Raw genomic sequence first — 26,018 nt, 5'->3', positions numbered from 1 at the left:
AGAAATAATACCTTTCATCATATTGAAATATATTCATTGAGATTTACTTTCCCCGTCGATTATCTATAGGCTTCAGATAAATATTATTTTTTATAATCCTGCAAACCTGCGGGAGGCGGACGCATGCCTTTATTATTTAAATCATTATTTTATCTACAGTATTTAATTAAGGATAATGACTGATCTTCGTTGCCGGAATTATACCTGTTTACAGTCAGTTTAATTTAGCGCTTTTATACTGTGATCGTGGATTTATAAATAATTAAAAAGCTCATTTTCTCCGGGGTGAAAAGGAATGAAGGCGACTTTATAACGCCGATTTTCCTCTGCCTGATGATGCCATGATGTATGTTGGTTACGAGGTTTTGAAATGAATGATAAATATTTATTCAGTATAATAATACCGGTTTATAATGCCGAGAAGACGATTATGCGTACCCTGCAGAGCCTTCTCCTTCAGACATTTAAAAATTATGAAATTATTGCAGTTAATGATGGCAGTAAAGATAACTGCGCTGCGATCCTTGATGAGTTCAAACAGTACAATAATTTTAAAGTAATCACACAGAATAATGCAGGCGTCAGCGTCGCGCGTAATAGCGGACTGGAAGCGGCATCGGGCGACTATGTCATTTTTATTGATGCCGATGACTGGGTTGACGATGATTTTCTTGCCATATTTCATCAGCATCTTTCCTCCGGCATTCCACAACCTCTTGATTTGATGGTAGGGAACCTCAAGTGCGATCGCGTGGGCGATCTGTCGACCTACGGCTATTTTGATCAGCAGGGTATTCCCGACGTTCTGGGTGAAATCGAGTTGAGTGATAATATTGGTTATCTTCATAACAAGTGTTACAGAAGAAAAATTATCGATGATTGTGGTATTCGCTTCACGAAAGGCATTTCGATGAGTGAAGATCTCCTGTTTAATCTTAACTATTTCTACTATATCGATAACCTGTTTGTTTTTGACAGTGCCTCCTATCACTATGATGATGTAGAGAACTCGCTTTCAAAGAAACGCGTACTTTATGAAGAGCTGCTGGACCGTAAACGCTACCTTACCGACCTCTATGAAAGGCTGCTGGTGAAGTATAAAAACGGCGATATGACCCGTTTTTCTACAGGAGTAACCAAACGCAAGCTGACGCTGGATATGCAAATCGTGACCGCAATGTACTACACCACGCTGAATATTAATGAGGTTCGTAATAGCATCAAACGTATCAAAGAGAAGCGTTATCCTGAGAATGTCCTGGGGCTGTTAAACAGGAGCGAGAAAGTGAAATATCATGTGATGAACGTGAATGCCAGAGCGGCCTATCTGGTGCTGTATATGCTTTTCAGATTGCGCTTCTTCTGAGGTTTTCACAGACTGAGCCTGGCAGCGTTGACTCACATTTCCGCTTAACGTTTTGACGGGAACCACAGGTATCTGATGAGGGCAGGGATACCTGATGTCGTTTAACCCCGCAGCCTTAATCCCGAACACGTTATGTCCCCGTGCTGCCCGCTGCAGTTTCAGTCGTTGTTATGCCGGTATGCCTGAAAGTCACGCCCCACGTCGCGGCCCGCATTGCGCCAAACAGGGGCGCTTCACTCTTACGGTTAGCCCGTGCTGATTATGCTCGTTACACAAAGCGTTCTTCATGTCAGAGTAACCATAACTCACCAGCCGGGCCCCTTTTTAGCGGGTTAAACGTCAAATATTCCATACCCGGTATATAAAGGGTGACCTGCTGAGTCCTGCTCGTAATTCCCTGCTTACCGACGCTTTTTCGAAATTGTGGAAAATTTTAGAACCGCGACATCTTAGTTGCCATCCATTTAGGCTCAAACGTAAAGGTGATCTGTAGGGAAAGAACAGAAGTCGATATCATTTTGATGATCTTAACTATTTGTATTTTATGATAGTAAATTGCATTGTATCGCCGCACGTTAATTGCCGTACCGCTCTTTTGTTATCGACACAAAGCTTCTACATAGTAAAAGCGTGGGACTTCTGAATTCGTAGTCACAGTTTACAGGGCGAAAATACCCGTAGCTAACGCTGTAGCCATGCCTGTTCGTGTGGTCATCACAGAATAAAAGACGGCCGACAGTGCCTGATATTTAAATGAAATTAAATATCGATTTTGCGATGAGTTCAGAAATAAAAAACCAAGAAATGGAGATTGTCTGGCTTTACTGCGATGTGTTTTATTTATTTTAATGCTTAAAATTAATTTCTAAGATGATAAGTTTATGTCAGTTTTATGTAAATAAATGTTGTTTACATATTTTTAACTCCATGTTAATAAATAGAGTCGAGTTTGGATAAACTTCATGGAGAAGCAGAATGAAAGCTATTTTAGTTGCTGTAACAATGATGTTGTTGCTTGCAGGATGTAGTTCTATGGGGGGCGAAGATAAATTTAGCCGAAGTTATGTAAGCTCACATATCATTCCTAATAAAACTACTGAGGCTGAGGTGCAGGCTCTGTATGGAACGCCAGATAATCAATTTTCTTCATCGAGTGGCGGTTATAGTTGGAGCTTCAATAAAGGTGGTAATCTGAGTACGGCATCCAGTGTCATGGGATATGTTCCAGGCGCAAGTGCGATTTCAGGCGCACTTGGAATGGCCACCTCTGCCAGTAACGCCTCCGATACGATGACAAGAGCATCCGGCAAAATGACTGGCGATACCAGCCATCATGGTTCGAATCTTGAGATTAACTTTAATAAAAACAAAGTAGTAACATCCTGGTATTTGTAATTTTTAAATGAGGTGGTGCATATATATTTGCACCACCTGATGCTTTTTATTTGCATAATCAATACATCATGGTGACTTCGTAAATATTAATTCTGTGGTGGTTATTGTTTTCAACGATATGAAAGAAGGGTGATATTCAATCCTGTTTGGCGACAGATAATTTTTAAATCTATATGGTTGTTTTATCTCCCCTGTCTATGTGATGTTCAGATGGCTATTTCCCGTTATATTCCTGTGATTTTTCATGTTTGTCGTCTCCGGTCTTGAGATGTCCTTGCATCGGGATATACACGAAGCCTGGTGATGGTCACGCCGGTGGAAACCCTCACCCGCTGGGTACAGGCCGCGTGACACAGGCTGTTTGTAGACAGTGGATTCAGTCACTGGCTGGCCTCTTCCAGGGAAACGAGTCGAAAAGGAAGCGGCCTCATTCCTGCTGTAAACGGTTTTGGCGCAAACCTATTAACCTTTGGGAGAGTATCTGCAGGCCACACGCTCTGGGTGACGCTGATTTTCTTTATTCGCGTGATGATCCTGTTTCTCAGTATGCCGCTATTCGGCCTGGTGATTATCACCGGCATGGTTGAGGGGCTGGTCAGGCGCGATCTGCGTCGCTACGGGGCGGGTTACGAATCGAGTTTTGTCTGTCACCACGCCAAACGCTTTATCAAACCGGCGCAGTACGGACCCTGCATGCTGTATCAGGCCTGGCTAACAGCAGTCTGGTCAAATCTGTTTTTGCTGCTCTCTGCGCTGCTGCAGGCTTTTTTTTTATGGCTCAAAAGGGGATTTGTAAGCGTAATATGCAAACCGTGTTTACAGAATCCGGGTTTTAAACACGAGACAAGAGAACTAGTATAAAGCGAAATAATGTTGAAACACCTTAACAGGAGATTTGACTACCAGAGGCTGCAGTGGAAAACACGTTGAGATCTCACTTAATGAAGGTTTTCGACTAAGTTTTTCATAAAATAAATCAGCCTTGTCAGTTCTTATCTCCCCATTTCTACGCAAAAACTGTCCCCAAAGGGGCATGTTCCGGTACTTACCGGTAACAGGCTTCGAAGAAGCTATATATTGCGGAGGAAAAAGTCTCTGGTATGCACTTATATTGTATAACCATGAAAGCCCGCAAACATTTTCAATTTCAGGATGGGATGTCAGTACAAACCGAAACAGTTCCCGCAATTCTGTATATCTCATTTCCCGCTGGCTATAGCTCAATGGTGACTCTTTTTCACCTTCTCGATTTTCGAAATGCATCCTTGCAGTGTTTCCGGACTCATATCCGCATGAAAAACAACCCGAAATAGCTATTACATCTGGTGGCTGCACTTCGGCTCTCGACTTCCAGACTTCATAGGTATATATCGCATTACTAACTGGGGTGCTTTTTAGGCCACCAACGTATTCTAACCACTCCGGGTTATTGGTATCGAAATCCCGTCCAAATCCCAGCCGGATATAAATATTTGTATAATCCATGATTGCAGCACCCAGCGACACGTCTGTGACAGAAGTTACATAAGCAGCAAATTCAAGCTGAATTTTGAAAAAATCCCGTGTGATCAGCATTTAACTGACGACCTCATTTTCTGTCCATTAGCGATTAGATGGAGCTAAAGTTAATTATTGCATGTACATATTACAAGATTATCAAGAATTTAAACTCACTCGCCAAGGCAACAGATCCTTAACACGGTTCCAGCACTGCTCAAAATGTTGGGTATATGTTCTGACACCCAGCTCGTTCAGGAGCGAAGCATCAGAATGTCTTGCTTCTCGCAGTATTAATGTCATTCATTTATCCCAGACTTAACTTTATAGGTCATCGTATCGTTTAGGGGAAAAGCCAGCGTCCGGCTTCAGCCGACTCAATCAGCATTCTGACGGTAAGAGCGGCAGGTTCATGATGGTCGGTACGCATGAATTTAGGCAGTATGGCATTAGGCAGGAAGCGTATGCCCTCGTTAGGAAAGTATTTCCTGAACTCAAAATGGGTCATGTCGACGCCAAACTTCTCTGCGTACTCTTCAATAAAATCAGCGGCCTCTTCAGGCAGCACCATCTGATTCCCTGTACTCAGTGAGACATCATCTGCCATTTCCCAGAAGTATTTTTTAAGCAGGTTTCTGACCTGAACTGAAGTTTCCATGAGCTTAATCCTTTTCACCCGTTATCAGTCGGTAGCGATGTATGACGTTATTCGTAATGATGTAGATGTCACGGGCAGTAATAACGGCACCTACCCAAGGTACCCAGCGACCAACGTAAGCGCCAACGCTCGTCGTGTAGGCCCATCTCCCCCGAATCATGCTACCGATAGTCAGCGTCCTGCGCTTTTTCGCAAATCGTTTTCTGATTAGTTTGCGCATTGATATTGAGAGAGGGCTGGTACCAGTCGTGGACGTCTTCGCATCCAGTTTTCCTGAGACAGGAATAAATGGCAGGCTGGCAAGCATTGAGGCCACGGCGAGAAGATCCGTGATGTTGCTGAAGGTTTTAGTGAACTCGTCAAGAATAAGCCACATCAGCAACTCTTCTTTATCCACACTCATACCATCAAAGTAATACTTCCCGCCCAGCTGTTCGGTCGTGTCCATGCGACATCAGCTCCACCTGTAAGTGCATTGTGTAGTTAATCATCGCCCAGCCGACGCGCTTTTCGCCAGAAACAATCTGCTTTTATTTTCAGAAATTCATCAAGATTTTACTGCTGCCAGGCGTGCGCGGTTGCGTCATTCTCACCCTGATCTGTTACCTGTGAGAGCCGTACATGTGCCGTTGACCTCCTTTCATTACGATGCCTAACAATGCATGTCTCATTATGTCGTTCTCTCTTACAGCGATCCCCATTAATGCATTTCTGGAATTTAGTACGAGTTTACCTACCCCGAACCTGCTTGTTGCTCCTGGCGATCGGGGCATTGCTCATCAGTGCTATCACCGCTCGCCTGCTCCGTGCACCCTTTCGTAGAAATCTCGACAATCACTCCAAACCTGGAAATCAAAACCTTACCATCACCTAAATCGAGTTTACTCACCCACTGAGGCGCAGCTTTAAAAGCCCCAAAACGCAAAAACCCCCGCCGAAGCGAGGGTTTCAAATTTGTGGTGCCCGAACCCGGAATCGAACCAGGGACACGGGGATTTTCAATCCCCTGCTCTACCGACTGAGCTATTCGGGCAACGGGGCGCATTAAACCGTAAAGGCCGCAGGCCGTCAACGGCTTTGATCAAAAAACCACGTAAAACGTGACTGATTGCCTGAATTTCAGTCAAAGACGCAAAAACTCAGGCCAGCGCGCCGTTTTTACGGCAGAGAGCGATGCTCAATACGTCTTCCGCCAGGCGTTTAGCCACATCAACGTCCTGCACATTACGTTTAACCAGCAGTTTGCTCAGGCAGCCTTCGAGGATCAGCTCCATCTGATCGGCAACCATACTGGGATTATCCAGGCCAAGCGAGGTTAAGATGCTATGCGTAAATTGCCATGAGGCGCGCTTCTGCTTTTCTGCCAGCTGATGGATGGGCTGGTCAGGCTGAGGATAAAAACTGCAGGCGGCGATAAACAGGCAGCCTGGAAAGCGGCCCTTGCTGACCTGCTCGTTTAATCCTTCATAGCGAGCCATCAGCTTCTGGTCCGGGCGCAGGGCGTCATTCTGCAAAATGTCATGACGCCACTGTGCAATCTGCTGGGCGTGAAACTGCAATGCATCGTAGAGCAGCGCGTCACGATCGGGCCAGAATTGCTCAAGCTGCGTCAGGCTGAGCTGCATATCATCGGCCAGGATTTTCAGCGATGACGTGGCCGCCAGACCATTTTGCTCAAGTACGTTTAATGCATGGTCGAGTATCTGTTCACGTTGCAAATCGTTTTCCTCTGGTATTCAGGCCTGTTTTGATCAACAGACTGGGTCCTGGTTCCAGTTTTGTTTACTCGCGCAATTTCTGCAAATGCGCACGAAAATCATCTGCCTTCAGGAAGCCGGTGATACGCGATCCCGGAATCTCTTTTCCTTGCGCATCAAAGAACAGAATCGTGGGTAACCCTAGCACGTTCAGGTGCTGCAACAGCGCATTATCGGTGGTTGTGTTCGCCGTGACGTTAGCCTGCAACAGCTGCACATTGTTCAGACTGTCACGAACCGCGCTGTCGCTAAAGGTGTATTTCTCAAACTCTTTACAGGCCACGCACCAGTCCGCATAGAGATCCACCATGGTGATGCGCCCCTGTGCTTGCTGCAGGGCCTGGTCTAGCTGTTCTACGGTTTGAACAGACTGAAAGGGAAGGTGTGCGATGTTTTGCTGCGGTGCGCCGCTGCCGAAAGCCCAGTCCTGCAACGGGCGGGCGCTGATCAGCGCGGCGGCCAGCATAATAATTTGTACCACGTGCCATTTACCGCCGCTGGCGCGTAAGCTGGCACTAAATGCCCACGCAAAGAACGCCACGCCCAGCAGGCTCCACAAACGCATGCCCCACAGATCGCCGAGTATCCGCTCCAACAGGAAGATCGGCAGCGCGAGAATGACAAAGCCAAACCCTTCTTTGATGGTCTGCATCCAGGGGCCGCTTTTGGGGAGGAAGCGATTACCAAACAGCGTCACGGCGATCAGCGGTAATCCCATACCGACAGCATACAGCCACAGGGTGCCAGCGCCGGCCAGTAGATTACCGCTCTGGGCGATATACAGCAGAATGGCGCTGAGTGGCGCGGTGGTGCAGGGCGAACAGATTAAGCCTGCCAGCGCGCCCATCAGGAAAACGCCCGGCAGTGAGCCGCCCTGCTGACGGTTGCTCCACAGTGTCAGGCGGGTTTGTACGCTGGCGGGGAGCTGAAGCGAGAAAAGGCCAAACATCGACAGGGCTAACAGAATAAACAGCACCGATAAGCTGATAAGCACATAAGGATGCTGTAAGGCCGCCTGAAAACGCAGGCCAGCCGCCGCCACGATCACACCCAGCACGGTATAAGTGAGCGCCATCCCCTGCACATAGACCATGGCCAGTGCAAACAGCCTGCCCAGCGAATAGTGACGCTTACCGCCAAGGATGATGCCAGAGATCAGTGGATACATCGGCAATACGCACGGCGTAAAGGCAACGCCGATACCAATCAGAAGCGCCCACAGGGGTGAAAAGGGCAAAGGACTACTGGTGCTTACAGACTTAACGGCTGGCGCACTGGCGGTGGCAGCTACCGGCGAAAGGGGAATGCTGCGGGTTTCGGGTGGATAACAGAAGCCTGCGGCGGCACAGCCTTGATAAGTCACGCTGAGGGTCGCCCCTTGCGCCGCCTGCTGCAGCATGACGGGCACGCTCAGATCCTGGGGATAAATCTCGCTTTTGCCAAAAAATTCGTCTTCATGCGGCTGGCCCGCGGGCAGGGCTAAGGGCGCAATGCGGGCATCATGGGGGACGACCTTGATTTGCTGGCGATAAAGGTAATAGCCGTCTTTGACTTTCCAGTGCAGATTAAGCTGCGAGTCGTGCTGATCGAAATCAAAGGCAAAAGCCTGATCAACGGGCAGAAAGCGGCTGGTGGTATTTGGGGCAAACAGGTCAGCCTGCGCCTGCAGGCAGATAAACAGCGCCAGAACCAGGGTGATTAAGCGAGAGATGCGTGCAGCCATGACAAGTATTCACTGTCTCCATGTTGAACCGGCAGTACCAGCAGCTCTGGTACATCGTAAGGATGCGCGTGCTTGAGCAGGTCGATCAGGGCCTGCTGATGCGCAGTGTCGCATTTGAGTAACATCTGAACTTCGCTGGTCTGCTCCAGTTGGCCCTGCCAGATGTAACAGGAGGTCGCTCCGGGTAAGAGGGTGACGCAGGCGGCTAACCTGGCCTGAAGCGCCTGGGTTGCCAACTGTTGCGCACAGGCCTGATCCGGGGCAGTACAGAGGATGACTACGGCGTTCATCATGAGGAATCTCCTGGAAATAACGCCGATAGTAGCACGTTCACCGCGCCGCTGTGATTACAGCAATAGTCCACCAAAGATAAAGCCACACATGACGGACAAGGTGATAGCCAGCACGCCCGGAATAATAAAGGCATGATTGAACACAAACTTACCGATTCGGGTCGAACCGGTATCATCCATCTCGACAGCGGCCAACAGCGTGGGATAGGTGGGTAAGACAAACAGCGCAGAAACGGCGGCAAAAGAGGCGATAGCCGTCAGCGGTGTCACGCCAAGCGCTAACGCGGCGGGCAGCAGGGCCTTTGCGGTGGCCGCCTGCGAATAGAGCAGCATGGAAGAGAAGAACAGCACCAGCGCCAGCATCCATGGGTAGGTTTTTAGCGTGTCGCCCGCCAGCATTTGAATGTCTGTCAGATGGGCTTTCACAAAGGTATCGCCCAGCCAGGCCACGCCCATCACACAGATACAGGCACTCATGCCGGACTTGAAGGTGCTGGCGCTGAGGATAGCACCGGTATCAATTTTGCAGGTCAGACTGATCAGCGTAGCAATGGTGAGCATAAACACGACGATCGCCTCATTGCGCGGCAGCGGCGGGTTAGCGATCAGGTGGACGCTTTCGCTGGTGACTGTGGCGTAAATCACCACGGCGGCAATACCGACCAGAAAGAGCAGGACCGATTTTTTGGCCCCGGGCTTCGCCTGGTAAACCGTGGCACCGCGCAGCGTCACTTCGCCTTTAGCCAGTCGCGCCTGATAGACCTCATCATCTTTCAGCTCTTTACCCAGGAAGTTGGTCACCAGGGCGGCAAGAAACAGCCCAACCATGGTGGCCGGAATGGCAATCGCCAGCAGCATGATATAGCTCACCCCACGCGGTTCCAGCAGCGTGGCAAAGAACACCACTGCAGCGGAAATGGGGGAGGCGGTAATCGCGACCTGAGAGGCGACAACCGCAATTGATAAAGGCCGGGAAGGGCGGACGCCTTGTTCCTTCGCCACTTCGGCAATGACGGGTAAGGTGGAGAATGCAGTGTGACCGGTGCCAGCCAGCAGAGTCATCATATAGGTCACCAGTGGCGCAAGAAAAGTGACATAACGGGGATGACGGCGCAGTAACCGCTCGGCAAGGCTGACCAGATAATCCATCCCGCCCGCCACCTGCATGGCTGCAATCGCGGCGATGACGGCCATGATAATTTCGATCACATCAAAGGGGATAACCCCCGGCTTCATACCAAAACCCAGCGTCAGGATCAGCACGCCCATGCCGCCGGCAAACCCAATGCCGATACCGCCAAGGCGCGCGCCCAGCCAAATCGCCAGCAAGACGATAAACAGCTCAATCAAGAACATGTGCCACTCCCGAAATTGTGATGAGTCGACGAGCAAACTCATCCTTTTAACAAACAAAAAGGCACATCGTTTTGATTACGATGTGCCTTTTACATCAGTAAGTGCAATTAAGCCTTATTGTTCGTTTTCATCGGTATAACGTTTGGCTTTGTAAACCGGATACATCAGGTTCTGCACGGAGAAAATATCGTCCAGCTCGCTTTCGGTAAGCAAGCCGCGCTCCAGAACCACCTCGCGCACGCTTTTACCGGTTTCGGCGCAAATTTTGCCGACGATGTCGCCATTATGGTGACCAATGTACGGGTTCAGGTAGGTGACAATACCAATGGAGTTAAACACGTAGGCTTCACAGACCGCTTTGTTGGCCGTGATGCCGTTGATGCATTTTTCCAGCAGGTTGTAACAGGCGTTGGTCAGGATGCTGACCGATTCAAACAGCGCCTGGCCAATCACCGGCTCCATCACGTTAAGCTGCAGCTGGCCGGCTTCGGAGGCCATCGTGACCGTTGTATCGTTGCCGATCACCTTAAAGCACACCTGGTTCACCACCTCAGGCACGACCGGATTCACTTTGGCAGGCATGATAGAGGAACCGGCCTGCAGCTCCGGGAGGTTGATTTCATTGAGTCCGGCGCGCGGGCCAGAAGAGAGCAGGCGCAGGTCATTACAGATTTTAGAGAGTTTCACCGCCAGGCGCTTCAGGGACGAGTGCACCATAACGTAGGCACCGCAGTCGGAGGTGGCCTCTATCAGATCTTCCGCTGGCACCACCGCCAGGTTACTGACCTCGGCCAGTTTCTGCACGGCTAACTGTTGGTAGCCATCTGGCGTATTCAGGCGTGTACCGATGGCGGTCGCCCCCAGGTTAACCTCCAGAAGCAGTTCGCCGGTACGCAAAATGCTCTTGGTCTCTTCATTTAGCAGCACGCTAAATGCGTGGAATTCCTGGCCGAGCGTCATAGGAACGGCATCCTGTAACTGCGTTCGGCCCATTTTTAAGATGGTCTGGAATTCGTCAGCTTTACGCTGGAAGCCCTCGGCTAACTGACTGATGCCGTCGAGCAATTTCAACAGGGAGCTGTAAACCGCGATGCGAAAGCCGGTCGGGTAAGCATCATTGGTAGACTGACATTTATTAACGTGATCGTTTGGATTCAGGTACTGGTATTCGCCTTTCTGATGCCCCATCAGCTCCAGGCCAATATTCGCCAGCACCTCATTGGTATTCATATTCACCGAGGTGCCCGCACCGCCCTGATACACATCGACCGGGAACTGGTCCATGCAGCGACCTTTGTCCAGCACTTCATCGCAGGCCTGAATAATGATGTTGGCGATATCCCGCGGCAGGGTTTGTAGCTCTTTGTTAGCCATTGCCGCCGCTTTTTTCACCATCACCATGCCGCGAACAAACTCAGGAATATCGCTGATTTTGCTGTTGCTGATGTAAAAGTTCTCAATCGCACGCAAAGTATGAACGCCATAATAAGCATCCGCCGGAACTTCGCGCATGCCTAACAGGTCTTCTTCGATACGAATGTTGTTCGCCATGATAACCTTCTTGTTGTCACTGCTAACCATCGCAGATGATGTGTTTGTTTTGTGGGGAAGCGCCAGAACCGCTATTTTATCCGTATTCAGGCGGGGGAGCACGATCCTATTCTGACCCAGCCCAAAAGCGCGAACAGAGATCACCTTACTGGCATCGTTACGTTAACAATATGTGAAATCGCTCACAAATTTAACCCTGAAGCAAAAATTTGCCTGATGTGGTTGAAATGGGCGGCCTTAATGACCATCTCTGTATCTTGTCATCATGAATTTACACGCTGCCGGGCGATCAACCGGGCAGCCTGACTCACAGGAGAATCCGGTGCGCTGGTTACCGTTAGTGATCTTTTTCGTACTGGCCTGGATTGAGATCTCGCTTTTCATTCAGGTTGCACACGTCCTCGGCGTGCTGCTCACTATGCTGCTGGTGGTTTTCACCTCATGCATTGGCGTGTCTTTGGTTAAAAACCAGGGCATGAAAAACTTTATGCTGATGCAGGAGAAGCTGGCGCGTAACGAAAGCCCGGCGCAGGAAATGGTGAAAAGCGTTTCGCTGATCATTGCCGGTTTCCTGCTGCTGCTGCCCGGTTTCTTTACCGACCTGCTGGGCTTGCTGCTGTTACTGCCGCCGGTGCAGAAACACCTGACGTTAAAATTGATGCCGCATCTGCGCGTCTGGCGTGGACCCGGCGCAGGCCCGGACAGTGGTTACACGATGGACGGCGAGTTCGAACGCAAAGACAGCGATCGTCTTGAACATCATGATGATCCTAAAGATCGTTAATCTCTGCCTCTCAGGCGCGACCTCAGGTCGCGCTTTTTGTTTGTCTTTTAGCCAGTTCGCCTGGTTTGTCTAAAAAGTCGCCAGTTGTGCCATCAGACTAAAAAAATTTGTGGGTTGCCCCCTTGAAAGTGTCAGGTCGCGGCCCTATCTCTCTGGTCACGAGGCCGGAAGCCACACAGCCCGGTATTCAACCCAAAAATGAATGATTGGACTTCTCAAAGGAGAGCTATCAAATGAAAATTCGTCCATTACACGATCGTGTCATCGTGAAGCGTAAAGAAGTTGAAGCTAAGTCAGCGGGTGGCATTGTGCTGACCGGTTCTGCAGCAGGCAAATCCACTCGTGGTGAAGTTCTGGCTGTGGGCAAAGGCCGTATCCTTGAAAGTGGCGAAGTGAAGCCGCTGGACGTACAAGTTGGTGACGTAGTGATCTTCAGCGAAGGCTACGGTGCCAAAACTGAAAAAATCGACAACGAAGAAGTCCTGATCATCTCTGAAAGCGACATTCTGGCGATTGTTGAAGCGTAAGTTTTACGCGTAATTCACTGAACGAAACGAATTTAAGGGAAATTTGAAATGGCAGCTAAAGACGTAAAATTCGGTAATGACGCACGCGTAAAAATGTTGCGTGGCGTGAACGTACTGGCAGATGCAGTAAAAGTTACCCTGGGCCCGAAAGGCCGTAACGTGGTTCTGGATAAATCTTTTGGTGCACCGACCATCACTAAAGATGGTGTCTCTGTTGCGCGTGAAATCGAGCTGGAAGACAAGTTCGAAAACATGGGCGCACAGATGGTGAAAGAAGTGGCCTCTAAAGCGAACGACGCTGCGGGCGACGGTACCACCACTGCAACCGTTCTGGCGCAGTCCATCATCACCGAAGGCCTGAAAGCCGTTGCGGCGGGCATGAACCCGATGGATCTGAAGCGCGGTATCGACCAGGCGGTTATCGCTGCGGTTGAAGAACTGAAAAAACTGTCTGTGCCTTGCTCAGACTCTAAAGCCATTGCTCAGGTTGGTACCATCTCTGCGAACTCCGATGAAACCGTGGGTACACTGATTGCTCAGGCAATGGAAAAAGTGGGCAAAGAAGGCGTTATCACCGTTGAAGAAGGCACCGGTCTGCAGGACGAGCTGGACGTGGTTGAAGGTATGCAGTTCGATCGCGGCTACCTGTCTCCTTACTTCATCAACAAGCCAGAGACGGGCGCAATTGAGCTGGAATCACCGTTCATCCTGCTGGCTGACAAGAAAATTTCTAACATCCGTGAAATGCTGCCAGTGCTGGAAGCCGTTGCGAAAGCCGGCAAACCTCTGCTGATCATCGCGGAAGACGTCGAAGGCGAAGCGCTGGCGACCCTGGTGGTTAACACCATGCGCGGTATCGTGAAAGTGGCTGCGGTTAAAGCGCCTGGCTTCGGCGACCGTCGTAAAGCCATGCTGCAGGATATCGCTATCCTGACCGGTGGTACCGTTATCTCTGAAGAGATCGGTATGGAACTGGAGAAAGCAGCCCTGGAAGATCTGGGTCAGGCGAAGCGTGTGGTGATCAACAAAGACACCACCACCATCATTGATGGCGTAGGTGAAGAGGCTACTATTCAGGGCCGCGTAACCCAGATTCGTCAGCAGATCGAAGAAGCCACGTCTGACTACGACAAAGAAAAACTGCAGGAGCGCGTCGCGAAACTGGCAGGCGGTGTTGCCGTACTGAAAGTGGGCGCAGCAACTGAAGTTGAAATGAAAGAGAAAAAAGCCCGCGTTGAAGATGCCCTGCACGCAACCCGTGCTGCGGTAGAAGAAGGTGTGGTTGCGGGTGGTGGTGTGGCGCTGGTTCGCGTTGCAGCCCTGCTGACCGAGCTGCGTGGTCAGAACGAAGACCAGAACGTGGGTATCAAAGTTGCGCTGCGCGCAATGGAGTCACCACTGCGTCAAATCGTATCTAACGCCGGCGAAGAGCCTTCTGTTGTAGCAAACAACGTGAAAGCAGGCGACGGTAACTACGGTTATAACGCGCAGACTGAAGAATACGGCAACATGATCGACTTCGGTATTCTGGACCCAACCAAAGTGACTCGCTCTGCTCTGCAGTACGCGGCGTCGGTTGCTGGCCTGATGATCACCACCGAATGTATGGTCACTGACCTGCCGAAAGGCGATGCACCAGACTTAGGTGCAGGCGCTGGCGGTATGGGTGGCATGGGCGGTATGGGCGGCATGATGTAATTGCCCTGACGCTTGCGTCATAAGAACCCCCGATCGGAAACGGTCGGGGGTTTTTCTTTTGCTGAGGAAAAGGTATAAGTAGTGGCGCAACGGTGACGTTGGCACGGATTAGGGCAATGAATGTTCAGAAAAAATGCGTGTTTTTCTGCTACGCTGCCATCCGACACTGATGATAATAAATGGGGATTATAATGCGTATTAACCTCTTGCTCGGTCTTACGGCTGGTGCGTTATTGCTTACAGGCTGCAGCAGCTCTACCGACCTGACTTCTGCTGGTCAGCGCGTCACCTTTACCGACCAGCAACCTGGCAAACAATGTCAGCTTCTGGGTAGCCTGACCGGCTCGCAAAGTAACTGGTTAAGCGGAGCCGGTGGTGAAACCAGCGCACTGCGTGGTGCAGCTAACGACCTGCGTAACCGTGCAGCAGAGATGGGCGGCAATGTCATTTATGGTGCGACCAGCCCGACACAAAATCTGCTGTCAGCCTTTGCGCCACTCGACAGCAAAATGACTGGCCAGGTTTATAAGTGCCCTAACTGATTGTCCGCTGAAATAAGCAGAGTTTTTGAGACGACCGGCCTGCGAGCCGGTCGTTTTTTTATGGCTGATGTGTTGTCGCCGTATTCACGGCCTGTGAGCGCCGGACGCGTGGTCTGTCCGGGCGGCCATGAGCATGGGTGATTGACCGCCCAGGCGACTGCGTTTTTATTCCTGACGAAGCTGTAAATCCAGCGGCGTTTTGCTCGGCTCGCCGCCGATTTCTCGTGCCAGCTTAGGCACCAGATAACCGGAGACTAAGGGCAACAGGCCGCGCATCAGCGCGCGGGCTTCCTCATCGGAAACATAGAAATGCGCCGCGCCCTGCACCTTGTCCAGCACATGCAGGTAGTAGGGCAGAATGCCGGCATTGAACAGCGCATTGCTCAGCGCCGCCAGGGTTTGCGCCTCATCATTCACGCCGCGCAGCAGCACGCTCTGATTAAGCAGCGTAACGCCAGCACGTTTCAGGCGCAGCATGGCATCGCAGAGTGCCTCATCAATCTCACGGGCGTGGTTGATATGGGTTACCATCAATACCTGAAGCCGCGTCTCAGCCAGCATCTGACACAGCGTTGCCGTGATGCGATCCGGGATCACCACCGGCAGTCGGCTGTGAATACGTAGCCGTTTCAGATGCGGGATAGCGGCCAGCGCGTCAATGAGCCAGGCCAGCTCATGATCTTTTGCCATTAAGGGATCGCCGCCGGAAAAGATAATCTCATCCAGTTCCGGATGAGCGGCAATATAATCCAGCGCGGCCTGCCAGTTACGCTTGTTGCCCTGATTATCCTGGTAAGGAAAATGACGGCGAAAGCAGTAACGGCAGTTCACGGCGCAGCCGCCTTTGACCAACAGCAAGGCACGATTGTTATATTTGTGCAGTAATCCCGGCACCACGCTATTTTGTTCATCGAGTGGATCGGTGCTATAACCTGGCGCGTCGATAAACTCCTGACGGCTGGTCAGTACCTGTAGCAGGAGCGGGTCCCGTGCATCGCCTTTTTTCATCCGCTGGATAAAGGCGCGCGGCACGCGCAGCGCAAAAAGTCGGCGTGCGTCACTGCCAGCAGCCAGATCCGGATGATGGTCGAGCGCTAAAAGTTGCAGTAATTCATGAGGATCAGTGACAACATCAGCAAGTTGCTGCAACCAATCTTCTCTGGAAGGGGAATTTAGGGTTACAATGTGTGCCATTTTTTTGGCTATTACCAGTTAATATCTACAGAGGGCCTTTATGGCGACTTATCTTAGCAACGATTTCCGTCCCGGTCTTAAAATCATGTTCGAAGGCGAACCTTATGCCATCGAATCAAGCGAGTTCGTTAAGCCGGGTAAAGGTCAGGCGTTTGCACGTGTAAAAATGCGTCGTCTGCTGACCGGTTCACGCGTTGAAAAAACCTTCAAATCAACGGATTCTGCCGAAGGCGCAGACGTGAAGGATATGACGCTGCAGTATTCTTACAACGACGGTGATTTCTACTACTTCATGCACCCTGAAAGCTTTGAGCAGTATCAGGTTGAAGCAAAAGTGCTGGACGAAGTACAGAAGTGGTTGCAGGACAACGCGGAGTGTATCGTAACCTTATGGAACGATAAACCGATTGCGGTTCAGCCACCAAACTTTGTTGAGGCAGAAGTCATTGAAACCGACCCAGGCCTGAAAGGTGATACCGCAGGTACAGGCGGCAAGCCAGCGACACTGTCAACGGGTGCAGTCATTAAAGTGCCATTGTTCGTGCAGATTGGTGAGGTGGTGAAAGTTGACACCCGCTCTGGCGAATACGTGTCACGCGTAAAATAAACATGAAAGGCGCATTCTCTGATGCGCCTTTTTCTTGAGTGAGTTCACCATGAAAAAACGGGCAAAACTTATCGCGTTGGCGTTGCTTGTCACTTCTGGACTAAGCGCCTGTAACACCTTCCACGGTTTTGGCGAAGATGTTTCTCACTTGGGCGGCGCTATCTCTCGCGCGGCTAAATAACTTATCCACGTTTCCTTTTTCCGCAGCTCAGGCTCGCGGCGTTGCGTAATCAGTCTATGCTTTAAAAGCTGTACTTATAATGCAATCAAAAAGGATATGGATATGTTAAAGAAAAGTATTGTTGCGATTTTCTCTGTGATGATGTTCTCTGCACTGCTTTCTGGCTGCAACACCACGCGCGGCGTTGGCGAAGACGTTGAAGCGGGCGGCCACGCGATTCAGCGCAGTGCGCAGTAAATGAAAAAACCGGTACGAACCTTTTCGTACCGGCTTTCTTTTATCCCTGCTTAACCCAAATCAGCTCATCAACCGGGAAACCGGCCTGGCGTGCCTGCTGCACCAGCTTTTGTTTCACGCCGTCATCCAACTGCGGCGTCCGTGAAAGAATCCACAGGTAGTGGCGGTTAGGGCCGCATACCAGCGCATATCGGTAGTCGGAATCCAGCGCTATCACGTTGTAGCCACCGTAAAATGGACCAAAGAACGAGACCTTCAGCGCCGCACGCTGCTTGTCGCCAGTAAAGTAAGCTTTGCCTACGCTTTCCTGCCAACGCTGTTTTTTGACGTTATAGCCGCGATTAACAACTTTCAGACCGCCATCCTCACGCGGGCTGTAATTTGCCGTGACCTGTTCCAGGCCGCGTTCAAAGCCATGATCCAGCCGGGCGATCTCGTACCACTGACCGAGGTAACGCTGGCTGTCGAAGTTTTCAATGACGGTAACGTTTTTCGGCGGGGTAGTTGAGCAGGCAACAGACAGAAATGCACTTACGCTGGCGACCAATGTTTTCCATGGAGACATAAAAAGATTCCTTTGTGATTTAGCCTGTTAATTATAGAACCCCCGCCGTTTCCTGGACAGGTTTGCGCCACGATTGTTTGCCACCCACATTGCGAGTAGACTTCCCTCCCTTATTTGTATCTGGAGTCATCACCATGAGTGAAACGGCAAGCTGGCAACCTGGCGCTTCCATTGCCAATTTAATTAAACGCGCAGCCATCATTGCTGAAGTACGTCGTTTCTTCGCCGATCGTGGCGTACTGGAAGTCGACACGCCAGCGATGAGTCAGGCCACAATCACTGACATCCATCTGGTGCCCTTCCAGACGCGCTTTGTCGGGCCTGGCATGTCCGAAGGCCGCGACCTCTGGCTGATGACCAGCCCGGAATACCACATGAAACGCCTGCTGGCTGCCGGAAGTGGCCCCATCTATCAAATGGGCCGCAGTTTCCGCAATGAAGAGGCCGGCCGGTATCACAACCCTGAGTTCACCATGCTGGAGTGGTATCGCCCCCACTATGATATGTACCGGTTGATGAATGAAGTTGATGATCTGCTGCAGCAGGTACTGGAGTGTGACAGCGCAGAGTCGCTCTCTTATCAGCAGGCCTTTATTCGCCATCTTGAGCTGGACCCGCTTTCCGCTGACAAAGCGCAGCTGCGCGAAGCGGCGGAAAAACTGGGTGAGGGCGAGCTGGCGAGCCGGGAAGACGATCGCGATACCTTGCTGATGCTGCTGTTTATGCTGGGCGTTGAACCCAAAATTGGCCAGGACAAGCCGTGCTTTATCTATCACTTTCCGGCCAGCCAGGCGGCATTAGCGGAGATCAGCACCGAAGACCATCGGGTGGCTGAACGCTTTGAGGTTTACTACAAAGGTATTGAGCTGGCGAATGGTTTCCGTGAACTCACCGACAGCCGTGAACAGCGTCAGCGCTTTGAACAGGATAACCGTCGGCGTGCGGCGCGCGGTCTGCCGCAACATCCCATTGATACCTACCTGCTGGCCGCGCTGGAACACGGTATGCCGGCCAGTTCTGGCGTCGCTCTGGGTGTGGATCGTTTGATCATGCTGGCACTGAACGCAGAATCGCTGTCTGAGGTGATCGCGTTTCCGGTGGACCGCTGCTAAGTCTTGCCGCCCCAGCCCTGAAAACCGGCGCAGCTGAAAAGCCGCGCCGCGCAGGCAGAACATCTGGAGGGCCAGGATTGCCCTTCACCGCATTGCGCCGGGCGCCGGCTTACCTGACCTACTGACTGTTATCGGGAAACTCCAGAATCGTTACCGGTAGCGTCAGCTTCTTGTCATTGCGCAGCACCTGGACATCAACTACCGATCCGGGGCGAATTTCAGCAACCTGGTCCATGGTTTCCTGTGCCGATATAGCCGGTTTACCGTCTACGCTCAGCAGCACATCATTTGCCTGAATACCGGCTTTCTCAGCAGGCCCGCCGGGGGTAACCACGCTGACGATAATGCCCTGAACCCGATCAAGACTGTTGCCCTGACCGTGTAACGGCGGCACCTCTCGGGCGGTGATCCCGATATAGCCGCGTATCACCCGACCATCGCGGATCAGCTTATCCATGATTTTGGACGCCAGCGGCGTGGGAATAGCAAAACCGATCCCCTCTGGCGTTTCGCCATCGCTGCTTTTATCGAACGTCAGGGTGTTAATGCCCATGAGTTCGCCCAGTGAGTTGATCAGCGCACCGCCTGAATTCCCCTGATTGATGGAGGCATCGGTTTGCAGGAAGTTCTGGCGGCCTGAAGAGCTAAGCCCCACACGGCCTGTCGCACTGATAATGCCTTGGGTAACCGTTTGTCCCAGGTTGTAGGGGTTGCCGATAGCCATCACCACATCGCCAATATGCGCGACGCGTTTGGGATTAATGGGGATAACCGGCAGATTAGAGGCGGTAATTTTCAACACGGCCAAATCGGTCATGGCATCTGAACCGACCAGAGTGGCTTCAAAAAAACGGCCATCCTGCAGGGCGACGATAATCTGATCGGCATTGTTGATGACGTGCTTGTTGGTCAGGATGTAGCCCTTGGTATTCATAATCACGCCCGAACCCAGCGTGGTGATACCGCGGTTGTTGTTCCCATGTGCGCTGCGGTTGTAAACGTTCACAACGGCAGGCACGGCACGCCTCACCCCTTGATTGAAGCCAAAGGGCGTTTCGTCGTTACTGTCATTTTGACTATACAGGGCAGCACTGCCCAAACGCAGTGCGGGCAGCGCCACGAGCAAGATGCCCGCAACAATCAGTCCCAACACCACTGAACGCAAGAGTTTAAGAAACATGGTGTTAAATCACGTCAGGGGAGAACGCTGGGGAGAATAACATGAGAGCGGCGGACACACACGCGCTTGTGTCCGCCGTAATGCGTGGTTTATCTCAATAACAGATAGATACTTTCTTCACCGCGTACCACATTCAGTGCCATCACCGGTGGTTTGGCTTCCAGCACCTTGCGCATTTCGGCAATGTTCTGAACCCGCGTGCGGTTGACACCAATGATAACGTCATCTTTTTGCAGACCAACCTGCTCGGCAGGCGTCCCTTTTTCGATGGCATCAATTTTCACGCCTTTATCGCCGGTCTTGGTCTGACCGTCGCTCAGCGTTGCGCCTTGCAGTGCCGGAGAAAGCAGCTGTGCGCTGGCTGTCGTCTGGGCACTTTGTTCAAGGGTGACATCGACGCTCACCGGTTTCCCTTCACGCAACAGGCCAAGCTTAACTTTCTCGCCCGGTGCCGTTGTGCCGATTTTCACCCGCAGTTCTGCGAAGCTGGTGATCGGTTTGTCGTTGACCGAAACGATGATATCGCCTGACTTGATACCGGCTTTTTGAGCAGCAGACTGCGGCAGCACTTCAGAGACGAATGCGCCACGCTGAGCGTCCACGTTAAACGCCTTGGCGATATCTGCGGTCATCTCAGTGCCTTTAATCCCCAACTGACCCCGTTTCACTTCGCCGTACTTAATCAGCTGCTGTGCCAGGTTCATTGCCATATCGCTGGGAATAGCAAAGCCAATGCCGATATTGCCGCCGCTGGAGGCCAGAATGGCGGTATTAATGCCGATCAGCTCGCCGTTCAGGTTAACCAGTGCGCCACCCGAGTTACCCCGGTTAATGGCGGCGTCGGTCTGAATAAAGTTTTCCAACCCTTCGAGATTCAGGCCACTGCGGCCCAGCGCTGAGATAATCCCTGAGGTTGCCGTCTGACCCAGGCCAAAGGGATTACCAATGGCAACGGCAAAGTCGCCGACTTTGAGTTGATCAGAATCGGCCACTTTTATCTGTGTCAGGTTTTTCGCGCCCTGAATCTGAATCAGGGCAATATCGGTCTGCTCATCGTGACCAATGAGTTTGGCATCATATTCACTGCCGTCGCCGAGCTGAACGTTGATTTTGTCAGCACCATTGACCACGTGATTGTTGGTCAGAACGTAGCCCTTGGCGGCATCGATGATGACACCGGAACCCAGTCCCTCAAAGGGTTGAGGCTGGCCTGGCCCGCCGCCAGGCAACTGGCCGAAGAAGCGTTTCAGCGGCTCGGGGATATCCTGAGCCTGGGCCTGGGAATCAGACTGCGTGCCTTCAACATGCACACTGACCACCGCAGGTAACACTTTTTCCAGCATTGGGGCCAGGCTCGGCAGGGGCTGGCTCTGAATCTGTGCGGGCAGCGTCGCCATCGCGCCGGGCGCAGCGGCAAGACTCATTCCAATACTCAAGGCTAATGCGCTTAACAGTCGTGCTTGTTTTTTCATTGCTACAACGCTCTCGCTGCAAAAAGTGGGGGGAATAAATCAATGAGACAGCCGTTTGTGGCCGGGGTTCGCAAAAACAGCGGGCACAGCGTGGCTGTGCCCGATAAGCTTAGTCGCGGACGGCGCGTTCACCACGCAGTAAACCGGAGGCACCTTCAGAATAATCACGCGGCATCTGCACCGGTGCCTGATCGTTATCGGCTTCTGCTTCGGTCAGTTGCCATGCAAAGGGATTTTTATCCCCAGGCATATTGGGCAGCAGATCGTTGGAACCTTTCGCCATATGCTGATAGAGCTGACGATAATCGCGCGCCATGTTATCCAGCAGCTCTGCGCTTTGCGCAAAGTGATTGGTCAGCTCCTGGCGATAATCTGCCAGCTCGGCCTTGGTCTTATCCAGTTCATACTGCATGCTGCGCTGCTCACGCAGCTTCCGGTTGCCAAAACGCATTGCCACTGCGCCGACAATAATACCTACCACTAAACCAATTAGCCCGTATTCCCAGGTCATAATGACTCCCGTGTTATTTCCGTTGTTCCGTAGGGCGTTGCACCACTTAATATTAATCACTATACCCGTTAATCTTATGGATGTGGAACTCTGGAGCGCCATGCCTTAGTGTAGAGCGGCCTTTTTTTCGACAAACGACGTTTGAATAAGACAAAATTCAGGGACACTGAGAGAACCATGCAAACCTCATCTCCGCTTGCCCGCTACGAGCAGGCGCTATCACAGGGCGATTTCAAGCCCGACGATGTACAACGTGAAGCGATTACCCGCTTAGATGCTATCCAGCAAGGGCTGATCGCGCGTCAGCATAACACCGAACCCGCCTCATCAGGGTTGTTAGGTCGTCTGTCGAAGCTGGTACGAAAAGAGACGTCACACGCCAAAGCGCCCGTTCGTGGCTTGTATATGTGGGGCGGCGTTGGCCGCGGGAAAACCTGGGTAATGGATCTGTTTTTTCAGTCTATTCCTGGTGACCGCAAACTGCGTTTGCACTTCCACCGCTTCATGCTGCGTGTGCATGAAGAACTAACAGAACTGCAGGGGCACAGCGATCCGTTACTCATCATCGCCGACCGCTTCAAGGCTGAAACCGATATTCTCTGTTTTGACGAGTTTTTTGTTTCTGACATCACTGACGCCATGCTGCTGGGTACGCTGATGGAAGCGCTGTTTGCGCGCGGCATCAGTCTGGTCGCAACCTCGAACATCCCGCCTGATAACCTGTATAAAAACGGCTTGCAGCGCGCACGCTTCCTGCCTGCCATTGAGCAGATTAAGCAACACTGTGAGGTGATGAACGTCGATGCGGGTATTGATTACCGTCTGCGTACGCTGACGTCAGCACATTTATGGAAGTTCCCCCTGGCACCTGACACGTACGCTGAGATGGATCGCCTGTTTCAGGCGCTGTCAGGCGAAAAACGCGGTGAAGCGCCGGTGCTGGAAATCAACCATCGTAAAATGGCAACGATGGGCGTAGCGGAAGGGGTGATTGCCATTGATTTCAAAACGCTGTGCGGAGAAGGGCGCAGCCAGCATGATTACATTGAGCTGTCGCGCCGCTTTCACAGCGTCCTGCTGTTTGATGTGCCGGTGATGATCTACAAAACGGAAGATCAGGCGCGGCGTTTTCTGGCGCTGGTCGACGAGTTCTATGAGCGCCATGTCAAACTGGTCGTGGCGGCAGAAACCTCGCTGTTTGAAATTTATCAGGGCTCGCGCCTGAAATTTGAATATCAGCGCTGTTTGTCGCGTCTGCAGGAAATGCAGAGCGAGGAGTACCTGCGGCTGGCGCATTTACCCTGAGATTACGCGTAATAAATGAAAATAGGGTTCGATTTTTGTAATCGACTTCTCTATAATCTTGCGACCCCACGTTACAGCACAGGATTTTTTTCCCAAATCCTCTGCGTTCCGGTAACGCTATCCGAAGGGGTGGCTTGCTGGTCAAAATGGTCGTGTGAGCCTCATTCGTTTACTTAAGCGTTTGGGATTTCACCAACGTGTAACTTAATTTGGGTAAGCTTTTCGATGAAAACTTTTACAGCTAAACCAGAAACCGTCCAACGTGACTGGTATGTTGTTGACGCAACTGGCAAAACCTTGGGTCGCCTGGCGACTGAACTGGCGCGCCGTCTGCGTGGTAAACATAAAGCGGAATACACTCCGCACGTTGATACTGGTGATTACATCATCGTTCTGAACGCTGAAAAAGTTGCTGTCACCGGCAACAAGCGTACTGACAAGATCTACTATCACCACACCGGCCACATCGGTGGTATCAAACAGGCGACCTTTGAAGAGATGATTGCTCGCCGTCCTGAGCGTGTGATTGAGATCGCGGTTAAAGGCATGCTGCCGAAGGGCCCGCTGGGTCGTGCTATGTATCGTAAACTGAAAGTTTACGCAGGCAACGAGCACACCCATGCGGCACAGCAACCGCAAGTTCTTGACATTTAATCGGGATTAAAGGCAATGGCTGAAACTCAAAACTACGGCACTGGTCGCCGCAAAAGCTCTACCGCTCGCGTATTTATTAAGCCGGGTAGCGGTAACATCGTTATTAACCAACGTTCTCTGGAACAGTACTTCGGTCGCGAAACTGCCCGCATGGTAGTTCGTCAGCCGCTTGAGCTGCTGGACCTGGTTGGTAAATTCGATCTGTTCGTCACCGTTAAAGGTGGCGGTATCTCTGGTCAGGCAGGTGCGATCCGTCATGGTATCACCCGCGCTCTGATGGAGTATGATGAGTCACTGCGTGGCGAACTGCGTAAAGCAGGCTTCGTTACCCGTGATGCTCGTCAGGTTGAACGTAAGAAAGTCGGTCTGCGTAAAGCACGTCGTCGTCCTCAGTTCTCCAAACGTTAATTGTTGCTGCTTCGGCAGACACAGTTGGCAAAAAACCCGCTTCGGCGGGTTTTTTATTTTATGCATCAGGTCGCCCTGTCGCATAAAACCACAATACTGTTCGCATTTTGCCCGCAAAAATGCATTCCCCCACCCACAAGCTGCCTAAAATCTGGTAAACTCTGTGTCACTTTGCGCCCGCAAGCTGGCGCGTTATGCGCCTGGCATTTGTCGGGGGTGGTTAGCGCGAATTGCGAGCGAGTTCTATGAGCAGGTGAGTCGCCGTGTGGTTGGCTATTCGCAGTAACTTTTTGTGAACAAACTGGGAGGTTTTCATGGCTGTCGCTGCCAACAAACGTTCGGTAATGACGCTGTTTTCTGGTCCTACTGACATTTTTAGCCATCAGGTACGTATTGTGCTTGCCGAGAAAGGTGTCAGCGTAGAGATCGAGCAGGTCGAAATGGATAACCTGCCGCAGGATCTGATTGACCTCAATCCGTACCGCACCGTGCCGACGCTGGTAGATCGCGAACTGACGCTGTACGAATCACGCATCATCATGGAATATCTGGATGAGCGTTTTCCACACCCACCGTTGATGCCTGTTTACCCCGTCGCGCGTGGCGAAAGCCGTTTGATGATGCACCGTATCGAACAAGACTGGTACAGCCTGATGAGAAAGGTTGAGAACAGCAGTGGTCAGGAAGCTGAAGCGGCGCGTAAGCAGCTGCGTGAAGAGTTACTGGCGATTGCCCCTCTGTTTGGACGGACGCCATTCTTTATGAGCGACGAGTTCAGCCTGGTTGACTGCTATCTGGCACCGCTGCTGTGGCGTTTACCGTCAATGGGTATCGATCTGCTCGGTTCAGGCTCCAAAGAGCTGAAAGGCTATATGAACCGCGTATTTGAGCGTGACTCCTTCCTTGCTTCACTGACTGAAGCTGAACGTGAAATGCGCCTGCAAGCCCGGGGCTGATTTATGGAAATGTCACAACTCACAGCCCGTCGGCCTTATTTACTGCGTGCTTTCTATGACTGGTTACTGGATAACCAGCTCACACCGCATTTGGTCGTCGACATCAATCTGCCTGGTGTTCAGGTGCCACTGGAATATGCACGTGATGGTCAGATTGTATTGAACATTGCGCCGCGTGCCGTCGGTAATCTTGACCTGGGTAACGATGAGGTTTCGTTTAACGCACGTTTTGGTGGCGTTCCGCGTCAGGTAAACGTCCCGATGGCGGCTATACTCGCTATCTACGCGCGTGAAAACGGTGCAGGCACGATGTTTGAACCTGAACCGGCCTATGAAGGCGGGACGCAGGAATTCCCAGAGAATCAGGAAGAAACGGTGATGTCAGTCATTGACGGTGACCGCCCTGATGATGCCAGCGATGATGATCATTCACCCGATGACGATCCGCCGCCACGTGGTGGCCGTCCCGCACTGCGTGTGGTGAAATAA

29 protein-coding genes and 1 tRNA gene are annotated in these 26,018 nt (G+C 51.5%); 16 read left to right on the top strand and 14 right to left on the bottom strand.

Features of this window, described 5'->3' with window-relative positions; translation table 11 throughout:
• Positions 1-370: 370 nt before the first annotated feature.
• The 3 genes from QNH99_RS19785 (at position 371) to QNH99_RS19775 (ending at position 3,622) form a co-directional block, all read left to right on the top strand.
• A complete protein-coding gene (locus QNH99_RS19785) occupies positions 371-1,366 on the top strand; it encodes a glycosyltransferase (RefSeq protein ID WP_410517102.1) in 996 nt (331 codons plus the stop codon).
• A gap of 975 nt (positions 1,367-2,341) precedes the next feature.
• Entirely contained in the window at positions 2,342-2,761 is a 420-nt protein-coding gene (locus QNH99_RS19780; protein WP_096011449.1) for a hypothetical protein, read from the top strand.
• Between the two features lie 357 nt (positions 2,762-3,118).
• Positions 3,119-3,622 (top strand): DUF4400 domain-containing protein, encoded by a 504-nt coding sequence (locus tag QNH99_RS19775; RefSeq protein WP_410517692.1) that lies wholly within the window; start codon positions 3,119-3,121, stop codon positions 3,620-3,622.
• Here QNH99_RS19775 and QNH99_RS19770 read toward each other — a convergent pair.
• The 9 genes from QNH99_RS19770 to aspA form a co-directional block, all read right to left on the bottom strand.
• On the bottom strand, positions 3,614-4,336 hold the full coding sequence (locus QNH99_RS19770) for a hypothetical protein (RefSeq protein WP_096011450.1): 723 nt from the start codon (positions 4,334-4,336) through the stop codon (positions 3,614-3,616). The two genes, QNH99_RS19775 and QNH99_RS19770, sit on opposite strands and share 9 nt — an antisense overlap.
• 265 nt (positions 4,337-4,601) lie before the next feature.
• A complete protein-coding gene (locus tag QNH99_RS19765) occupies positions 4,602-4,916 on the bottom strand; it encodes a DUF1493 family protein (RefSeq protein WP_063878109.1) in 315 nt (104 codons plus the stop codon).
• A 4-nt stretch (positions 4,917-4,920) separates the two neighbouring features.
• Positions 4,921-5,364 carry an STM2901 family protein gene (locus QNH99_RS19760; protein WP_096011451.1) on the bottom strand — a complete coding sequence of 148 codons (444 nt, stop codon included), beginning with the start codon at positions 5,362-5,364 and terminating at the stop codon, positions 4,921-4,923.
• 509 nt (positions 5,365-5,873) lie between these two features.
• A tRNA-Phe gene (locus QNH99_RS19755) sits at positions 5,874-5,949 on the bottom strand.
• A gap of 106 nt (positions 5,950-6,055) precedes the next feature.
• A complete protein-coding gene (gene dicD / locus QNH99_RS19750; RefSeq protein ID WP_063878111.1) occupies positions 6,056-6,634 on the bottom strand; it encodes a division control transcriptional repressor DicD in 579 nt (192 codons plus the stop codon).
• 64 nt (positions 6,635-6,698) lie between these two features.
• Complete coding sequence (locus tag QNH99_RS19745; protein ID WP_410517101.1) at positions 6,699-8,396, bottom strand: protein-disulfide reductase DsbD; 1,698 nt, start codon at positions 8,394-8,396, stop codon at positions 6,699-6,701.
• Entirely contained in the window at positions 8,372-8,686 is a 315-nt protein-coding gene (gene cutA / locus QNH99_RS19740) for a divalent cation tolerance protein CutA (RefSeq protein ID WP_172897589.1), read from the bottom strand. Before cutA ends, QNH99_RS19745 begins: the two co-directional genes overlap by 25 nt.
• A 57-nt stretch (positions 8,687-8,743) precedes the next feature.
• Positions 8,744-10,045, bottom strand: coding sequence for an anaerobic C4-dicarboxylate transporter (locus tag QNH99_RS19735; RefSeq protein WP_410517100.1), 1,302 nt, complete (start codon positions 10,043-10,045; stop codon positions 8,744-8,746).
• 114 nt (positions 10,046-10,159) lie between these two features.
• A complete protein-coding gene (gene aspA / locus QNH99_RS19730; RefSeq protein ID WP_063881083.1) occupies positions 10,160-11,596 on the bottom strand; it encodes an aspartate ammonia-lyase in 1,437 nt (478 codons plus the stop codon).
• 322 nt (positions 11,597-11,918) lie between these two features.
• On the opposite strand from aspA, the gene QNH99_RS19725 reads away from it, so the two are divergent.
• The 4 genes from QNH99_RS19725 to QNH99_RS19710 all read left to right on the top strand — a co-directional run bounded on the left by QNH99_RS19725 (position 11,919) and on the right by QNH99_RS19710 (position 15,147).
• On the top strand, positions 11,919-12,380 hold the full coding sequence (locus QNH99_RS19725) for an FxsA family protein (protein WP_096011453.1): 462 nt from the start codon (positions 11,919-11,921) through the stop codon (positions 12,378-12,380).
• A 233-nt stretch (positions 12,381-12,613) separates the two neighbouring features.
• Positions 12,614-12,907 carry a co-chaperone GroES gene (locus QNH99_RS19720; protein WP_014606761.1) on the top strand — a complete coding sequence of 98 codons (294 nt, stop codon included), beginning with the start codon at positions 12,614-12,616 and terminating at the stop codon, positions 12,905-12,907.
• 48 nt (positions 12,908-12,955) lie between these two features.
• The gene (groL, locus tag QNH99_RS19715) at positions 12,956-14,605 is read left to right on the top strand and encodes a chaperonin GroEL (RefSeq protein WP_063878115.1); all 1,650 of its coding nucleotides are present in this window, start codon (positions 12,956-12,958) and stop codon (positions 14,603-14,605) included.
• Between the two features lie 191 nt (positions 14,606-14,796).
• A complete protein-coding gene (locus tag QNH99_RS19710) occupies positions 14,797-15,147 on the top strand; it encodes a DUF4156 domain-containing protein (protein WP_063878116.1) in 351 nt (116 codons plus the stop codon).
• A gap of 165 nt (positions 15,148-15,312) precedes the next feature.
• Here the strand turns inward: QNH99_RS19710 and epmB are convergent, their stop codons facing one another.
• Positions 15,313-16,341 (bottom strand): EF-P beta-lysylation protein EpmB, encoded by a 1,029-nt coding sequence (epmB, locus tag QNH99_RS19705; RefSeq protein ID WP_063878117.1) that lies wholly within the window; start codon positions 16,339-16,341, stop codon positions 15,313-15,315.
• A 40-nt stretch (positions 16,342-16,381) separates the two neighbouring features.
• Here epmB and efp point away from each other — a divergent pair, with 40 nt between their 5' ends.
• The 3 genes from efp to QNH99_RS19690 all read left to right on the top strand — a co-directional run bounded on the left by efp (position 16,382) and on the right by QNH99_RS19690 (position 17,366).
• Positions 16,382-16,948: an elongation factor P gene (gene efp, locus QNH99_RS19700; RefSeq protein ID WP_013024304.1), complete on the top strand. Its 567-nt coding sequence runs from the start codon at positions 16,382-16,384 to the stop codon at positions 16,946-16,948.
• 49 nt (positions 16,949-16,997) lie between these two features.
• On the top strand, positions 16,998-17,129 hold the full coding sequence (locus QNH99_RS19695) for an entericidin A/B family lipoprotein (RefSeq protein ID WP_074180990.1): 132 nt from the start codon (positions 16,998-17,000) through the stop codon (positions 17,127-17,129).
• Between the two features lie 102 nt (positions 17,130-17,231).
• Positions 17,232-17,366, top strand: a complete 135-nt coding sequence (locus QNH99_RS19690; RefSeq protein WP_014606758.1) for an entericidin A/B family lipoprotein — start codon at positions 17,232-17,234, stop codon at positions 17,364-17,366.
• A 40-nt stretch (positions 17,367-17,406) separates the two neighbouring features.
• On the opposite strand, the gene QNH99_RS19685 is transcribed toward QNH99_RS19690, so the two are convergent.
• Complete coding sequence (locus QNH99_RS19685; protein WP_096011454.1) at positions 17,407-17,931, bottom strand: lipocalin family protein; 525 nt, start codon at positions 17,929-17,931, stop codon at positions 17,407-17,409.
• 134 nt (positions 17,932-18,065) lie between these two features.
• Between QNH99_RS19685 and epmA the strand changes: the two genes are divergently transcribed.
• The gene (gene epmA / locus QNH99_RS19680; RefSeq protein WP_063878119.1) at positions 18,066-19,043 is read left to right on the top strand and encodes an elongation factor P--(R)-beta-lysine ligase; all 978 of its coding nucleotides are present in this window, start codon (positions 18,066-18,068) and stop codon (positions 19,041-19,043) included.
• 118 nt (positions 19,044-19,161) lie between these two features.
• Here epmA and degS read toward each other — a convergent pair whose 3' ends face one another.
• The 3 genes from degS to zapG all read right to left on the bottom strand — a co-directional run bounded on the left by degS (position 19,162) and on the right by zapG (position 22,206).
• Positions 19,162-20,223, bottom strand: coding sequence for an outer membrane-stress sensor serine endopeptidase DegS (gene degS / locus QNH99_RS19675; protein WP_096011456.1), 1,062 nt, complete (start codon positions 20,221-20,223; stop codon positions 19,162-19,164).
• A gap of 89 nt (positions 20,224-20,312) precedes the next feature.
• Complete coding sequence (gene degQ / locus QNH99_RS19670; RefSeq protein WP_096011457.1) at positions 20,313-21,695, bottom strand: serine endoprotease DegQ; 1,383 nt, start codon at positions 21,693-21,695, stop codon at positions 20,313-20,315.
• Between the two features lie 109 nt (positions 21,696-21,804).
• Positions 21,805-22,206, bottom strand: coding sequence for a Z-ring associated protein ZapG (zapG, locus tag QNH99_RS19665; RefSeq protein WP_063878122.1), 402 nt, complete (start codon positions 22,204-22,206; stop codon positions 21,805-21,807).
• A 177-nt stretch (positions 22,207-22,383) separates the two neighbouring features.
• Here zapG and zapE point away from each other — a divergent pair, with 177 nt between their 5' ends.
• From zapE to sspB, 5 genes are all read left to right on the top strand, one after another.
• Positions 22,384-23,511, top strand: a complete 1,128-nt coding sequence (gene zapE / locus QNH99_RS19660; protein WP_063878123.1) for a cell division protein ZapE — start codon at positions 22,384-22,386, stop codon at positions 23,509-23,511.
• A 225-nt stretch (positions 23,512-23,736) separates the two neighbouring features.
• On the top strand, positions 23,737-24,165 hold the full coding sequence (gene rplM / locus QNH99_RS19655; protein WP_063878124.1) for a 50S ribosomal protein L13: 429 nt from the start codon (positions 23,737-23,739) through the stop codon (positions 24,163-24,165).
• Between the two features lie 15 nt (positions 24,166-24,180).
• Positions 24,181-24,573 carry a 30S ribosomal protein S9 gene (rpsI, locus tag QNH99_RS19650; protein ID WP_063878125.1) on the top strand — a complete coding sequence of 131 codons (393 nt, stop codon included), beginning with the start codon at positions 24,181-24,183 and terminating at the stop codon, positions 24,571-24,573.
• A 314-nt stretch (positions 24,574-24,887) separates the two neighbouring features.
• Positions 24,888-25,529: a stringent starvation protein SspA gene (gene sspA / locus QNH99_RS19645; protein WP_013024313.1), complete on the top strand. Its 642-nt coding sequence runs from the start codon at positions 24,888-24,890 to the stop codon at positions 25,527-25,529.
• Positions 25,530-25,532: 3 nt separating this feature from the next.
• Positions 25,533-26,018 carry a ClpXP protease specificity-enhancing factor gene (sspB, locus tag QNH99_RS19640; RefSeq protein WP_063878126.1) on the top strand — a complete coding sequence of 162 codons (486 nt, stop codon included), beginning with the start codon at positions 25,533-25,535 and terminating at the stop codon, positions 26,016-26,018.

The organism is Pantoea allii (assembly GCF_046529425.1).
In the GTDB taxonomy this organism is placed as follows: Bacteria; Pseudomonadota; Gammaproteobacteria; order Enterobacterales; family Enterobacteriaceae; genus Pantoea; species Pantoea allii.
Note: the sequence above shows the minus strand (reverse complement) of the source record. Positions and strands in the feature narration are given on the sequence as shown.